14 protein-coding genes and 1 pseudogene are annotated in these 13,206 nt (G+C 61.9%); 10 read left to right on the forward strand and 5 right to left on the reverse strand.

The window, feature by feature from the left end:
• Nucleotide 1: 1 nt before the first annotated feature.
• Complete coding sequence (locus tag J7302_RS00405) at nt 2–502, reverse strand: LEA type 2 family protein (RefSeq protein WP_215368590.1); 501 nt, start codon at nt 500–502, stop codon at nt 2–4.
• 113 nt (nt 503–615) lie between these two features.
• On the opposite strand from J7302_RS00405, the gene J7302_RS00410 reads away from it, so the two are divergent.
• Nucleotides 616–1,170, forward strand: a complete 555-nt coding sequence (locus J7302_RS00410; protein WP_215368592.1) for a hypothetical protein — start codon at nt 616–618, stop codon at nt 1,168–1,170.
• 93 nt (nt 1,171–1,263) lie between these two features.
• Here J7302_RS00410 and J7302_RS00415 read toward each other — a convergent pair whose 3' ends face one another.
• Both J7302_RS00415 and J7302_RS00420 read right to left on the reverse strand, forming a co-directional pair.
• A complete protein-coding gene (locus J7302_RS00415; RefSeq protein WP_215368594.1) occupies nt 1,264–1,734 on the reverse strand; it encodes a YchJ family protein in 471 nt (156 codons plus the stop codon).
• 4 nt (nt 1,735–1,738) lie between these two features.
• Nucleotides 1,739–2,236, reverse strand: coding sequence for a DUF6231 family protein (locus tag J7302_RS00420; RefSeq protein WP_215368596.1), 498 nt, complete (start codon nt 2,234–2,236; stop codon nt 1,739–1,741).
• A 130-nt stretch (nt 2,237–2,366) separates the two neighbouring features.
• Between J7302_RS00420 and J7302_RS00425 the strand changes: the two genes are divergently transcribed.
• The 4 genes from J7302_RS00425 (at nt 2,367) to J7302_RS00440 (ending at nt 5,043) form a co-directional block, all read left to right on the forward strand.
• Nucleotides 2,367–3,059, forward strand: coding sequence for an OmpA family protein (locus J7302_RS00425; protein WP_215368598.1), 693 nt, complete (start codon nt 2,367–2,369; stop codon nt 3,057–3,059).
• Between the two features lie 98 nt (nt 3,060–3,157).
• On the forward strand, nt 3,158–3,886 hold the full coding sequence (locus J7302_RS00430) for an OmpA family protein (RefSeq protein WP_215368600.1): 729 nt from the start codon (nt 3,158–3,160) through the stop codon (nt 3,884–3,886).
• Between the two features lie 121 nt (nt 3,887–4,007).
• Nucleotides 4,008–4,289 (forward strand): DUF1145 domain-containing protein, encoded by a 282-nt coding sequence (locus J7302_RS00435; protein WP_215368602.1) that lies wholly within the window; start codon nt 4,008–4,010, stop codon nt 4,287–4,289.
• On the forward strand, nt 4,282–5,043 hold the full coding sequence (locus tag J7302_RS00440; protein ID WP_215368604.1) for a collagen-like protein: 762 nt from the start codon (nt 4,282–4,284) through the stop codon (nt 5,041–5,043). The genes J7302_RS00435 and J7302_RS00440 overlap by 8 nt, the downstream gene beginning before the upstream one ends.
• A 27-nt stretch (nt 5,044–5,070) precedes the next feature.
• On the opposite strand, the gene J7302_RS00445 is transcribed toward J7302_RS00440, so the two are convergent.
• Nucleotides 5,071–5,535, reverse strand: a complete 465-nt coding sequence (locus J7302_RS00445) for a CopD family protein (protein WP_215368607.1) — start codon at nt 5,533–5,535, stop codon at nt 5,071–5,073.
• A 99-nt stretch (nt 5,536–5,634) separates the two neighbouring features.
• Between J7302_RS00445 and dinG the strand changes: the two genes are divergently transcribed.
• The 5 genes and pseudogenes from dinG (at nt 5,635) to pdxH (ending at nt 12,881) form a co-directional block, all read left to right on the forward strand.
• Complete coding sequence (dinG, locus tag J7302_RS00450; RefSeq protein ID WP_215368609.1) at nt 5,635–7,779, forward strand: ATP-dependent DNA helicase DinG; 2,145 nt, start codon at nt 5,635–5,637, stop codon at nt 7,777–7,779.
• Between the two features lie 138 nt (nt 7,780–7,917).
• Nucleotides 7,918–10,128, forward strand: coding sequence for a beta-galactosidase (locus J7302_RS00455; RefSeq protein ID WP_215370686.1), 2,211 nt, complete (start codon nt 7,918–7,920; stop codon nt 10,126–10,128).
• Between the two features lie 76 nt (nt 10,129–10,204).
• Complete coding sequence (locus J7302_RS00460; RefSeq protein ID WP_215368611.1) at nt 10,205–11,353, forward strand: serine hydrolase domain-containing protein; 1,149 nt, start codon at nt 10,205–10,207, stop codon at nt 11,351–11,353.
• Nucleotides 11,354–11,486: 133 nt separating this feature from the next.
• Nucleotides 11,487–12,182, forward strand: a pseudogene (locus J7302_RS00465) (OmpA family protein); the annotation flags it as partial.
• 51 nt (nt 12,183–12,233) lie between these two features.
• Nucleotides 12,234–12,881, forward strand: a complete 648-nt coding sequence (gene pdxH / locus J7302_RS00470; protein WP_215368616.1) for a pyridoxamine 5'-phosphate oxidase — start codon at nt 12,234–12,236, stop codon at nt 12,879–12,881.
• A 55-nt stretch (nt 12,882–12,936) separates the two neighbouring features.
• Here pdxH and J7302_RS00475 read toward each other — a convergent pair whose 3' ends face one another.
• Nucleotides 12,937–13,179: a hypothetical protein gene (locus J7302_RS00475; RefSeq protein WP_215368617.1), complete on the reverse strand. Its 243-nt coding sequence runs from the start codon at nt 13,177–13,179 to the stop codon at nt 12,937–12,939.
• Between the last annotated feature and the right edge of the window lie 27 nt (nt 13,180–13,206).

Raw genomic sequence — 13,206 nt, forward strand, 5'->3', positions numbered from 1 at the left:
ATTACTCCGGAATGTAACTGCCGGGGATTATCTCGCCATTGCGCGTCAGGTGCACGCTCTTGCCGAACATCAAGCCCGTCTTCACCTCGCCCTCGAGGCGATACTTGATGGGCTGGTCGGGCTTTTCCAGCAACTTGACGATTTGCTTCATATGGCGCCAGAGGTTGGTGCGCACAGGCACGTCGAACGTCTGGTGACCGTGGGCAGGTACGGTGAACCAGGTGCTGGACTCGCCCGAGGCGAGCTTGATGTCATTCAGATGGACCGTGTAGGCGAGGCCACGGACTGGGAGATTGACATCGTTCGGGTTGTCGATGCGAAAGCGCAGCACGAATTGTTGTTCGAGCAGTTTGGCCCTGATGACGTCGACCTTCACGAGGCGGACCTCCGGGTCCTGAAAGCTGCCAGTGACCCAGGTAGAGCAACCGCTGAGGCCCGAAAGAGAAAGGGCAAAGAATAACATTAGGCTGAGAATTCTTATCATTTGCGCCTGGTAAAGCATTGCAATACTCCAAGTGAGGCTCAAGTGTAACAAGCAACTGCTCGGCTGCAATGGGTTGTGAGCCGAAAAAAACCTGCGCCATACTGCTGAGCCATTCGGACAGGAGTGTGACTATGGGCCGTTTCGAAATCGCATTCTCCGGGCAATTGATGGCTGGAGCCCAGTTGGAGTTGGTGCAGGCCAATCTGGCCAAGCTTTTTCAAGCGGATGCCCAGCGCATTGCTCAGTTGTTCTCCGGTCGGTGCGTGATCTTGAAGAACAATCTGGACGCGGAGACGGCTGAAAAGTATCGCGCTGCCCTGGCTCGTGCTGGCGCTGTGGCTGAAGTCCGGTTGATGGTGCCCGAGATCGAAGAGGTGGAGTTGGCCCCGCCGCCCGAGCCCGAGCCCGAGCGCCCAGCGGTAGTGCCGGAGGCCGCACCTGCGCGGTTGCAGGTAACCCCTCGCGATGAATACATGGCGGCGTTCGTTGGCGTGGATGCGCCTGACTTCGGTCTGGCCCCGGTAGGGGCCGATCTGCAGGACGCCAAAGCGGCTACGCCGACGCCAAAGTTGGATCTTTCCGGGATCAGCCTGGCGCCACCGGGCAGCGACCTGGGGCAGCTGAAGGAACCACCGGCGGGGCCACCGCCGGATGTCACGTCCTTGCGGCTCGAGGAGCTGAAGTAGCAGGAGGCTCGCATCGCGTGGGCCCCTTCGGTTATCGGGCGGGCGATTCTCGAGAGTGCTACGGCGGCTGACGAGCCAGTCGAATCGCCGGAGTTACAGATAGTTGGCGCAGCACTTCTTGAACTTCTGGCCGCTTCCGCAGATACAGGGATCGTTGCGGCCGATTTTCAGCTCCACCGTCGGGTCGATGAAATACCAGCGGCTCCCAGTCTGGACGAAGGCGGAGCGCTCGCGGTGGCTGTGTTCACCGCCCTGGTCGTGCCAGCGCGCCGTGAAGGTAACGAAGGCATGTTCGGGTTGCCCGCCGATGACTTCATGGCTTTCCACTTCCAGCCCAAGCCAATCGCTCTGCAAACTCCAGGCGCGAATGGCTTCGCGATCCAGCCCTTGCTGCTGTGCCGGGAGAGTCGTGTCCACTAGGTAATCCACCAATCCCAACACATAAGCGCTGTATCGAGATCGCATGAGGGCTTCGGCACCGGCTGCAGGGTGGCCCGAGTGGTAGCGTCCACAGCAGACTTCAAGCGGATCGCCGCTGCCGCAAGGGCAGGTTGCCGTGCTCATGATCTCACCACCAGTACTTGCCAAAGTTTTCTGGATTGGCCCAGAACTGGGCGTTGAGCCAGTCCGGTACTTGCTTGTATTCGCGCAGGTCGTAGGTGAACAGTGTCAGTGTCTGCTCTCCTCGGCGGAAGCGTTCGCTAGCTTGCAGTGCAAGGGCAAAGAAGTCGGTGTCCTGCCAGCCGCAGGCCGTGAGGTCGACCAGGACGGCCAGGCGGCTTGCATTGAGGTTGCGAATGCCCCCGAGCAGTTCCAGTCCAGTGCGCTTGGGCAGATGCTCCAGGCAATCCGCCAGCAGAGCCAGGTCATAGCGCCGGGCTGATGACTCGGGCGGCAACGGCCCGGCATCTACCTGGACAACTTCGCTTTGTGGATGTGCCTGGATGAATGCCTCGAGCGCAGGCAAGGGGCTGTTGCCAACCATCAATAGATTGTCTGGAGCATAGCGTTCCAGTAGTGCCGCGAGCGCCTGCTGCGGAGTGCGCGAAGAAAAGCTGTCAGTCATCGAAAATCCTCGAACAAGGCCGCCAAGACTAGCTTGAAGGTCGCCAATGGCCTAGTGCTGGCGGTTTTCTAGGCGGGCGTCTTTACTCCCTAGTTGTCGGTATGGGCCGATTCTAAGAGGAGACTTGCTTATGAGCATTACACGGACAGCTGTACCCCTGATACTGGTGACCAGTTTGCTGACCGGTTGCGCCGGCCTGCAGAAGACCGACTGGCCCAAGTGTGCCGCCGTGGGGGGTGTAACTGGTGCAGGGCTGGGTGCAATCGAAAGTAGCACTTGGGCGGGCTGGGGCGCATTGATTGGTGCGGGCACCGCTGCGGCCTATTGCTGGGTTCACGGTGATGGCGATGAAGATGGCGATGGCGTACCTGATAGTCGCGACAAGTGCCCAGGCACCCCGCGTGGCGTGCAGGTCGATGCCGATGGCTGCCCGCCCAAGGAAGAGCCGGTGGTTGAAGCACCGCCACCCGTCGAATATGAAACCATCGTGGTCCGGGACCTGCTCTTCGAGTTCGACTCGGCCAAGCTGACTGCAGCCGATGAGGCCAAACTTGATTCCGTCGCTTCCCGCCTGAAGAGCGAAGCGCCGACAGCCAAGCTGACCGTTACCGGCCACACTGACAGCGTGGGATCTGATGCGTACAACCAGAAACTGTCGGAAAGACGTGCCCAATCGGTGACCGATTACCTGATTCGTTCAGGCGTGCCAGCAGGTAACTTCGTCAATGTGACCGGCGCGGGTGAAAGCCAGCCCGTTGCGGATAACGCCACTAAGGACGGCCGTTCCCAAAACCGTCGGGTAGAAATCCAGATCGATCGCTAGTCGCACTTGGGTAACCCCGGCACACGCCTTGTGTGCCGCGGGGCCCGGGTCTTTACTCCTCTGGTACCGGCCTTGCCGGTGGCACAGGAGATCCTGATATGAGCAACCGTATCCTTCGGGTTGCAGCACCCCTTCTTCTGGTCAGCAGTATCCTTTCTGGTTGCGCGTCCACCTCGAGCAGCGGCGATGCGGTATTGAACCAGGGGAATTGGCCCCTTTGCAGTCTCATCGGTGGATTGGCCGGCGGCGGGTTGGGCTCTATCGAGAGTTCCGCCTGGGCGGCTGGCGGGGCCGCGCTTGGCGCTATCGCTGGGGGCCTGATCTGCTATGCGCAGGATGGTGACGAGGACAGTGATGGTGTCTTCGATCGGCGTGACACCTGCCCGAATACCCCGTCCGGAAAAGCGGTTGGCCACAACGGTTGTCCTGCACCGAGCTATCCGCAGGTTGCACAGAGCGTGCCTCCCGCAGCACAAGATGAAGTCATCGTGCTGAGCGATCAGGGCGAAGTCTTGTTCGCCTTCGACTCAGCCGAGCTGACGCCGGCAGCCCAGTCGGCATTGGCCGAGGTTGCCGGGCGCCTTAGCGGTGCGAGCATGGTGAGCGTCAAGGTCGTCGGACACACTGACAACGTCGGTTCTGAGCACTACAACCAAGGGTTGTCGGAGCGCAGGGCGAAGAGTGTTGCGGGCTACCTGGCCAGTCAGGGGGTGCCTCGCGACAAGCTGAGTACCGAGGGCTCCGGCGAAAGCCAACCGGTTGCCGATAACGGTAGCGAAGAAGGACGAGCCAAGAACCGCAGGGTGGAGATTCACGTCGATCGTTGAGCGAGATGCGGGCCCCGGAACAGGGGCCCTCACCCTGCACGTGGTTTTCCGGCGGCTCTCTGGTGCGATCCGAAGCTTAGGCGTATGTTCGGAAAAAATAACAACAATGCTGGGGGGAGGCATGCGGGTATTCCTGGGGCTGGGCAAAGTGGTTGCCCTGTTGTTCTGGTTGGCTGTTATCGCCAATTTGTTCGTTCCATTCGCGGCACCATTCGACGTTCTGCTCAATGGGGCAGGTGCACTGCTTCTGCTGGTGCATCTTGGTGAGGCGTTGCTGTTCAACCCACTGCTGCAAAGGCAGGCCAGACCTTGGCTGGATCGACTGCAGTTACTCCTGTTCGGCGTTTTTCACTTGCTTGGCCTATCGCGTCGCGCGGCACAGGAGGAGCATAGCCATGCGTAACCTGTGCTTGCTGTTGGCCCTGGCCGCGCCCCTGGCGCTGGCGGAAGGACAAGTCCGGGTGGAGGCACATAACCTGCTGAAGCTACCGGCCCGCACGGGCAGCCTGGTTCTGGAGCGCGTAGACGTCGCTGATCATGCAACGTTGCTGATACCGGCGGGCATCACGCTGTTGCGTATCGAGACGTTGCGCATGGGCCAGGGTTCGCGTCTTGGAATCGCTCCCAGTGAACAGCCGCTCCGGCTCGAGGTCGTGCAGGGCGACGTGGGGGCAGGAAGCCATATCACCGCTTCCGGCCTGGCCGGAAGCATGCAGAAGGCTGCAAGCGCGGGGCGCGACCTCAGCCTGCGCCTGGAGAATGTTCAAGTCGCAGATATGACCCTGGATGTTCGAGGTGGCATCGGCGCACCTGGTTACCAGGGTTTGGCGGGGGCCGATGGTGACACTGCCGGCTGCCTCTGGGGTGAGGCCAGCAAGGGCTGGGACGGTCAGGCTGGTGGCGATGGCCAATCTGGCGGTGCCGGTGGGCGCGTTCGTCTGGAGGTGCCTCAAGCATTCCCAGTCGAAGCTCTTCGCGTACGCCTCGAAGGCGGTGCTGGTGGCGCTGCGGGTGAGGGCGGTGAAGGTGGTCGCGGCGGGGAGGGCAAGGGTTGCCTGGTCTATAAGGCCGAGGCAGCGCGGGATGGTCGCCCCGGCCAGCCGGGCCGCGCCGGGGCTCCCGGAAACAATGGCAGCCTCGACGTGGTGCGCTTCTAACGATTACGGGCGCAAGGACGCGCCTGCTCAGAAACTCGGCCGTGCGGCGACGATCGCAACCAGCATCATGCCGAGCAGAAGGTTGAACCCCACCACGCGGCGGATGCGACCGAGCACCGCGCCGCCAGCTGGCCAGTCCTGCTTCGAAACGGCAGCCCGCAGCTGCGGCAACAGCAGGGCGCTGACCCGCAGGAACAGCGCGAGCATTGCGATGTACAGGCCGATCATCATGTGCACGTAACGAGGGGCTGCCTCCAGGCTGGCATATCCCATGTGCAGCATGCCCACGCCCGAGAAGGGCAGGACCAGCACGGCGACCCAGACCCATACGAAGAAGCGGCGAAACACCTCGACCCAAAGTTTGAGTCGTGCCGGGGGCTCGAGCGTCTCGACGGCTGCAGGACGCAGGACCATCCAGGCGAAGAACATGCCGCCAACCCAGATCAGGGCAGCGAGCAGGTGTATGGCGTACAGGGCGGCGTGGGGTGTCATCCGATGATCTCCAGTCGGCGGGGAAAAGAAGGCGCGCTATCATAGCCGGCCTGTTAAAGTACTGAAAATTTATCCAGCGTTCCGGCCCCGCCATTGTCCATGCTCAGCACCGAACTCAAGTCCCAGATCCAGGGCGCCTATACCCGTTTCCTCGAAGCCAAGGGACTGAAGGCCCGCTACGGGCAACGCCTGATGATTGCCGAGGTGGCGAAAGTCCTGGGTGCCATTCCGGTCGACGAAGAGGGCCATCGCGAAGGCGAGCCAGCGGTCGTGGCGGTCGAGGCCGGCACCGGTACCGGTAAGACCGTGGCCTACAGTCTGGCGGCGATTCCTGCGGCCAAGGCGGCCGGCAAGCGGCTGGTGATCGCCACCGCCACGGTCGCCTTGCAGGAGCAGATCGTGCACAAGGACCTGCCCGATCTGATCCGCAACAGCGGCCTCAATTTCAGCTTCGCCCTGGCCAAGGGTCGCGGCCGCTATCTCTGCCTGTCGAAGCTCGACATGCTGCTGCAGGAAGGTCAGGCACAAAGCGCCACCGCCCAGTTGTTCGCGGATGAAGGCTTCAACATCGATGTCGACGAGAGAAGCCAGAAGCTCCTCAACCAGATGATCGAGCGCTTGGCGGGCAATCGCTGGGACGGCGATCGCGATTCCTGGCCGGAAGCCATCGAGGATCAGGACTGGGCGCGGGTCACCACCGATCACAGCCAGTGCACCAAGCGGCATTGCCCCAATTTCCAGCAATGCGCCTTCTATAAGGCGCGTGAAGGCATGACCAAGGTCGATGTCATCGTCACCAACCACGACATGGTCCTGGCCGACCTTGCCCTGGGCGGCGGTGCAGTTCTGCCGGACCCGCGCGAGACAATCTACGTCTTTGACGAGGGGCATCACCTGCCGGACAAGGCCATTGGCCATTTCGCCCATTTCACTCGCCTGCGCTCCACCGCCGACTGGCTGGAACAGGTGGCGAAGAACCTGACCAAGCTTCTGGCCCAGCACCCCATGCCAGGCGATTTCGGTCGTCTTGTGGAAGGCGTGCCGGAGCTCGCGCGCGAAATTCGCACCCAGCAGCAGTTCATGTTCACGGCGTGTGAGGAGCTTGCAGATTTCCGCGCCGGCGAGGATATGGAGGGGCGCGAGCGACCGCGTCATCGCTTCGAGGCGGGCGTAGTGCCCGAGCATCTCCGTGAGCTTGGGATCGAGCTGAAAAAAGGCTTCTCCCGACTCAACGACGTCTTCACCCGCTTGACCGAGTTGCTCAAGGAAGCCATGGACGGAGAGGCGAGCACAGGCATCGCCAGCCACCAGGCGGAGGAGTGGTACCCATTGTTCGGCAGCCTCTCTTCTCGTGCCCAGGGCAACTGGGAGCTGTGGACGGCCTTCACCACCGAAGACCCGGAGGACAGCCCGCCGATGGCGCGCTGGCTGACGCTGGCCGAAAGTGGAGCGTTCCATGACATCGAGGTCAACGCCAGCCCCATCCTGGCCGCAGAAACACTACGCAGGAACCTGTGGCATGTCGCTTACGGGGCACTGGTCACTTCCGCAACCTTGACCGCACTGGGCACCTTCGACCGCTTCCGCATGCGTGCTGGGCTACCCAGGAAGTCCGTCACCGCCATCGTTCCCAGCCCCTTCCACCATGCCGATGCCGGCCTGCTGCGGGTACCTGACCTCAAGGCCGACCCGCGTGACGCCGCCGCCCATACCGCGGCAATCGTGCGCGAACTGCCCGGGCTGGTGGAGGGCGCGCGCGGTACCTTGGTGCTGTTCGCCTCGCGGCGGCAGATGCAGGATGTGTTCGACGGACTCGAGCGTGACTGGCGCAAGCGCGTGCTGATCCAAGGCAACCTGTCCAAGCAGGAAACCCTCAACAAGCACAAGGTGCGGGTGGACGATGGAGAGCCCAGCGTGCTTTTCGGCCTTGCCAGCTTCGCCGAAGGCGTTGATTTGCCAGGGGCCTACTGCGAGCACGTGGTGATCGCCAAGATTCCCTTTGCGGTGCCGGACGATCCGGTGGAAGCCGCGCTGTCCGACTGGATCGAGGCTCGCGGTGGCAATCCCTTCATGGAGATCGCCGTACCGGATGCATCATTGCGCCTGGTGCAGGCTTGCGGCCGGCTGCTGCGCACCGAGTCCGATCGCGGCACCATCACGTTGCTCGACCGGCGCGTGGTTAGTCAGCGCTATGGTCGGGCGATCCTGGATGCCTTGCCGCCATTCCGTCGCGAGATCGCCTGACGCTGGGTTCACCCTTGACGTCGTGTGGCTCGATTCTGCGATGATGCGCGCGCCTGTCCGCTTCGTTTTGTCGCACTTCTGGTGACATTCGACCATTTCATGGTCTATGCACTGAATTCTCTTGGGGTAATCGGTCTGATGCTTTCGACTCCTAAACGCGCGCTACTTTTCCCCATCCTGCTGGGGCTATCGGGTGCTCCGCTGATTGCGCAAGCTGAGACCCTGTTCAATTTCGTGCGGCCTCTGGACACCGTGCAGGTCTCGACCCAGGACGCCAACCTGCCGAGCCTGACGGCGGAATCCACGCCTGAGGGCGAGATTCTTCGTCGCCTCACGTTCAATCCGGCTGAGCGCCCCAGTGTGCGCCTCACGCCACAGGGGAGCAGTTGGGACTGGTCGAACTCCGAAGCCATGAGCTTGCGCCTTCAGAGCGCACAGGATTGGGCGATTACTCTGAATGTAACGATCGAAAGCTCGGACGGTAAAGTGTTGACCACCCAGGTGGCGCTCCCGGCCGGTCCGGCGCAGACGCTTCTGGTTCCGCTTGCTGCCACCTCGCCAAACGCCCGCGGCATGCGCGCGGCACCCCCGCAGCCCTGGAGCCGGGATGGCCAACGCTGGCTGCTTGCCGCTGGTGTGTCCGGCGAGCTGGACCGCAGCAAGGTGACAGCCGTTACGCTCTCCCTGAGCCAGCCCAAAGCCGCACAAAGCATCCTGCTGGGTCGTTTCGGCACCGCGGAGGATGATCAGCAGGACGCGTTCTACGAAGGCCTTATGGATGCCTACGGACAGTTCAGTCGTGGCGATTGGCCGGAGAAGGTGAAAAGCGACGAGCAGCTCAAGACTGCCGCTGAGAAAGAGCAGAAACAGCTCGCCGACTGGATCGCCAAGCTGCCGCAGCAGGACACTTATGGCGGCCTGCTGGGCGGTGAATCGTTCGACGCCAGCGGCTTCTTCCGGACGGAAAAGCGCAACGGGCGCTGGTACCTGGTAAGCCCGGAAGGTCATCCGTTCTTCTCACTCGGCGTCAACGCCGTCACGCTCGGGCAGAGTCAGACCTATGTCGAAGGCCGCGAGTCGATGTTCAAGGCTCTGCCCAAAGAGGGAGAGGCATTGGCCGCTTATCTGGGCCAGGGCGACAATCGTGACGAAACCGGGGCTAATCAGGGCAGAGCCTTTAATCATGGGCGCTGGTTCGATTTCTACGGTGCCAACCTGGAGCGCACATACGGTGCGAAAGACATGCAACGCTGGGTCGGGCAGAGCATCGATCGCCTGAAAGCCTGGGGATTCAATACGCTGGGTAACTGGAGCGAGCCCGATTTCAGTGTCAGCAAGCGCATGCCATATACCCTGCCACTGTCGATCCAGGGTGACTTCGCGGTCATCAAGACCGGCCTCGACTGGTGGGGCGGCATGCCTGACCCATTCGATCCGCGCTTTGCCATGGCGGCCGAACGTACCATTGCCATTACCGCGCGCGACCATCGCGACGACCCTTGGCTGCTCGGCTACTTCGCCGATAACGAGCTGGCCTGGGGTGGTCACAGTGATGATCCCAAGGTTCGCTATGCGTTGGCGTATGGCACCCTGCGCCTGACCACCGACGTTCCGGCCAAGCGTGCGTTCCTCAAGCTACTGCGTGACAAGTACCGCAACCAGCAGGGCCTCTCCAAGGCCTGGGGTATCGATCTGCAGGCCTGGGAGCTGATGGAGGACCCAGGATTCGAACCTCCGCTGCCCAATCCCGAGCATCCGGCGATCGAGGAAGACTTCAAGCGCTTCCAGCGCTACTTTGCCGACGCCTACTTCAAGACCATTGCAGATTCGCTGAAGTGGCACTCCCCCAATCACCTCATGCTGGGTGGTCGCTTTGCGGCCACGGTGCCGGAGGCTTTGGAGTCGTGCGCGCAGTACTGCGACGTGATCAGCTTCAACCGGTATAGCCCTGAGCCGCAGCAAGGGCTGGACATGGACCTGTTGCGCCAGTTGGACAAGCCAGTCCTGATCAGCGAGTTCCATTTCGGCTCGCGGGATCGCGGCCCGTTCTGGGGGGGAGTGGCTGAAGTCTACAAGGAAGAGGAGCGTGGCCCGGCTTACGCCAATTTCGTTAAGAAGGCTGCGCAAGAGCCGCTGATCGTTGGCGCTCACTGGTTCCAGTATCTCGACCAGCCTGCGACTGGCCGCTTGCTCGATGGAGAAAATGGCCACCTTGGCCTGGTTGCAATTACCGATCGCCCCTGGCAGGGCTTTGTTGGTGCGGTACGCAAGGCGAACCTTGAACTGGCTGGCGTCATCGCGTCCCCTGCGGAGAAAGCCAAGAACGCCGAGCCTGAGCATAAACGCTAGCCAGACTTCGGCATAGTTAACACGGGGCGGCGAGGCTGAAACAATTCCGCCCTTTACTTCAAACAGGAGCATGCCGGTGCAGATCCAGGGATATTTCGACTTGCGCTTCGAAGCGGCGAAGAAAGCTTTTGCCGCCTTGTTCGATGACCCGCAGGAGCGCGGCGCAGCCCTTTGCGTACAAGTGGGTGGCGAGACCGTCCTCGATCTCTGGGCCGGTATTTCCGACAAGGACGGTCAGCAGGCCTGGGACAGCGACACCATCCTGAACCTGTTCTCCTGTACCAAGACCTTCACTGCGGTAACGCTCCTGCAGTTGGTCGGTGAGGGCAAGGTCGACCTCGACGCTCCAGTGGCGCGCTACTGGCCTGAGTTCGCGGCTGCCGGCAAGGCCCGTATCACGGTGCGCCAATTGCTTTGCCATCGGGCCGGGTTGCCCGCCATCCGCGCCGCGTTGCCAGCCGAAGCGCTCTACGACTGGTCGACCATGGTTGAGGCGCTGGCCAACGAGGAACCCTGGTGGACGCCAGGCGAGGCCCATGGCTATGCGCCTATTACCTACGGCTGGCTGGTGGGGGAGATCCTCCGCCGTGTCGACGGTTGTAGTCCGGGTGAGTCCATCGTTGCCCGAGTGGTCAAACCCCTGGGGCTGGATTTCCACGTGGGCCTGGCTGACAGTGAGTTTCACCGGGTTGCACATATCGCCAGGGCGAAGGGCAATCTTGGTGATGCGGCGGCGCAACGACTGCTCAAGTGCATGATGACCGATCCAACGTCCCTCAGTACGCGGGCCTTCACCAATCCTCCGTCGATCATGACCAGCACCAACAAGCCGGAGTGGCGCCGCATGCAACAGCCTGCGGCCAATGGGCATGGCAATGCCCGCAGCCTGGCTGGCTTCTATGCCGGTTTGCTGGACGGACAGTTGCTCGACTCGGAGCTGCTTGGCGAACTGACCCGTGAGCACAGCCGGGGGGAGGATCTGACGTTGCTGACACAAACGCGTTTCGGCTTGGGCTGCATGTTGGAGCAGGAAAATGTGCCCAATGCCAGTTACGGGCTTGGTCGTTACGCCTTCGGCCATCCAGGTGCCGGTGGTTCGACAGGGTTTGCCGACCCCGAGCGCGACCTGGCGTTCGGCTTCGTCACCAACACGCTCGGCCCCTATGTGCTGATGGACCCGCGTGCCCAGAAATTGGCGGCTGTAGTGAAGGCTTGCCTGGAGTGAGCCACTCGTCAGTCCGCTGGATTTTTCCTAGGCGGATGAATAGGTTGCGGCCAAAATTTAAGTACTGGTGTGAAATTGAAGTGCCACCATTCCTGGCCGGCGCGTGACACCCTGTAAATACGGTATTTCGACGATGAAAGTGCTCAAGACCTCCACCTTGCTCCTCTGTTTCGCAGTCTCCGGCTGCAGCATGCTCGACCACGACAAGGAGAGTGCACCGGCCAAGTCCGAGAAAATTGCCAGCGGTAGTTCGTGGTGGCCGTTCGGCAGTAGTGACAAGGCCAAGGCGCCGAAAGCCGCCAAGGTAGACGTGAAAATGACCCAGGCCTGGCTTGATCAGTACGAGCCGCGTCTGCATGAGGCCGTCAAGGGCAGCAAGTTCGAAGTCGAGCGTCGCGACAACACCCTGGTTGTCACCGCTCCAGTGGATGGCTCATTCAACCCGGACCGCCCCAGCATGCTGCTGCCGATCACTTTGGGTCCGCTGACCCGCGTCGCCAAGCTGGTCGAGGGGGATGCGAAGACCGCCGTGCTCGTGCTGGGCCATGCTGACAGCTCTGGCAAGGATGACGTCAATCGCAAGCTCAGCCAGGAACGTGCCCAGGCCATTGCGGCCATCTTCCGTCTGAGCGGGTTTGAGCGGGATCGACTGTACCTGAAGGGGTTGGGGTCGGATATGCCGCGCGCTGCCAACGACAGCCAGCAGGGCCGAGCCCTGAATCGCCGCGTGGAGATTCTCCTTACGCCCCAGGAAACCCTGGTTGCCTTGATCGCCAAGTACAGCAAGCCGGTCCTGCCAGCGAAGGTGGTTGCGGCAGATCAAACCAAATGAGTCGGCCTTGGGTAAGCTAGGGGCTTTCCGTTAACAGGATCGCCGACTATGACCCAGACCCTGGCCGACATGCGCCGTGATTACACCCGCGACGGGCTCAGCGAGGAGATAGCCCCCGCCGAGCCCTTCAGCCTGTTCCAGACCTGGTTTTCCGACGCAGTGAGGACCGAGCAACTGCCGGTCGAGCCCAATGCCATGACGCTGGCCACGGTCGATCCCTCGGGCCGCCCCCATTGCCGGGTTCTGCTGCTCAAGGGGCTGGATGAGCGCGGCTTCACCTTCTTTACTAATTACGACAGTGACAAGGGCCAGCAGTTGGCGGCAAACCCCTATGCCGCGATGACCTTTTTCTGGCCCGCCCTTGAGCGCCAGGTGCGCATCGAAGGGCAAGTGGAGCGGGTTACGCCTGCCGAGTCGGACTCTTATTTCCAGGTGCGCCCTCTGGGTAGCCGCTTGGGCGCTTGGGCTTCACCGCAAAGCCAGGTGATCGCCGATCGTGGTGAGTTGGAGTCGCTGCTGGCGGACACCGAGCGCCGTTTCCTTGACCAGGCTCCGCACTGTCCACCGCATTGGGGAGGATATCGCTTGTTGGCCGAACGCATCGAATTCTGGCAGGGCCGGCCAAGCCGCCTTCATGACCGCCTGAACTACCGCCTCCAGCACGGGGCGTGGATCCGGGAACGACTCGCTCCCTGAACTACCGCCCCCATCTCGTTGCCCGGAGCAGGGCAGTATGAGCGAGGTGGCTGGTTCAGCTGTCCGATCGAGCATATTGCTCCGCCGCCTGGCGGAGCCAGGCGGGCAGTTGGCGGCGCTTGATGCCGCGGGCCCGTGCACTGGCCAGCTGTTCCAGCATGTAGGTCTGTTTGGCTTTGTCCCCTTCGGCGAGCGACAAGGCCAGGTCGCGATCCATCCAGCGTTTGATGCGAACGTAGATCCACCAGTGAAAGTACAGACCTGCGGCGGTAGTCACGACGATGATGAAGTAATCCATAGGCTAACCTTTGAAATTGCAGGGACG

Source organism: Metapseudomonas boanensis (genome assembly GCF_018704125.1).
GTDB lineage: Bacteria > Pseudomonadota > Gammaproteobacteria > Pseudomonadales > Pseudomonadaceae > Metapseudomonas > Metapseudomonas boanensis.

Bases quoted from the DNA above. Each gene is read 5' to 3' on its own strand.
- J7302_RS00445 (WP_215368607.1), bottom strand. From the start codon at position 5,535: ATGACACCCCACGCCGCCCTGTACGCCATACACCTGCTCGCTGCCCTG.
- J7302_RS00405 (WP_215368590.1), bottom strand. From the start codon at position 502: ATGCTTTACCAGGCGCAAATGATAAGAATTCTCAGCCTAATGTTATTC.
- dinG (WP_215368609.1), top strand. From the start codon at position 5,635: ATGCTCAGCACCGAACTCAAGTCCCAGATCCAGGGCGCCTATACCCGT.
- J7302_RS00420 (WP_215368596.1), bottom strand. From the start codon at position 2,236: ATGACTGACAGCTTTTCTTCGCGCACTCCGCAGCAGGCGCTCGCGGCA.
- J7302_RS00410 (WP_215368592.1), top strand. From the start codon at position 616: ATGGGCCGTTTCGAAATCGCATTCTCCGGGCAATTGATGGCTGGAGCC.
- J7302_RS00475 (WP_215368617.1), bottom strand. From the start codon at position 13,179: ATGGATTACTTCATCATCGTCGTGACTACCGCCGCAGGTCTGTACTTT.
- J7302_RS00415 (WP_215368594.1), bottom strand. From the start codon at position 1,734: ATGAGCACGGCAACCTGCCCTTGCGGCAGCGGCGATCCGCTTGAAGTC.
- J7302_RS00455 (WP_215370686.1), top strand. From the start codon at position 7,918: ATGCTTTCGACTCCTAAACGCGCGCTACTTTTCCCCATCCTGCTGGGG.
- pdxH (WP_215368616.1), top strand. From the start codon at position 12,234: ATGACCCAGACCCTGGCCGACATGCGCCGTGATTACACCCGCGACGGG.
- J7302_RS00435 (WP_215368602.1), top strand. From the start codon at position 4,008: ATGCGGGTATTCCTGGGGCTGGGCAAAGTGGTTGCCCTGTTGTTCTGG.
- J7302_RS00440 (WP_215368604.1), top strand. From the start codon at position 4,282: ATGCGTAACCTGTGCTTGCTGTTGGCCCTGGCCGCGCCCCTGGCGCTG.
- J7302_RS00425 (WP_215368598.1), top strand. From the start codon at position 2,367: ATGAGCATTACACGGACAGCTGTACCCCTGATACTGGTGACCAGTTTG.
- J7302_RS00430 (WP_215368600.1), top strand. From the start codon at position 3,158: ATGAGCAACCGTATCCTTCGGGTTGCAGCACCCCTTCTTCTGGTCAGC.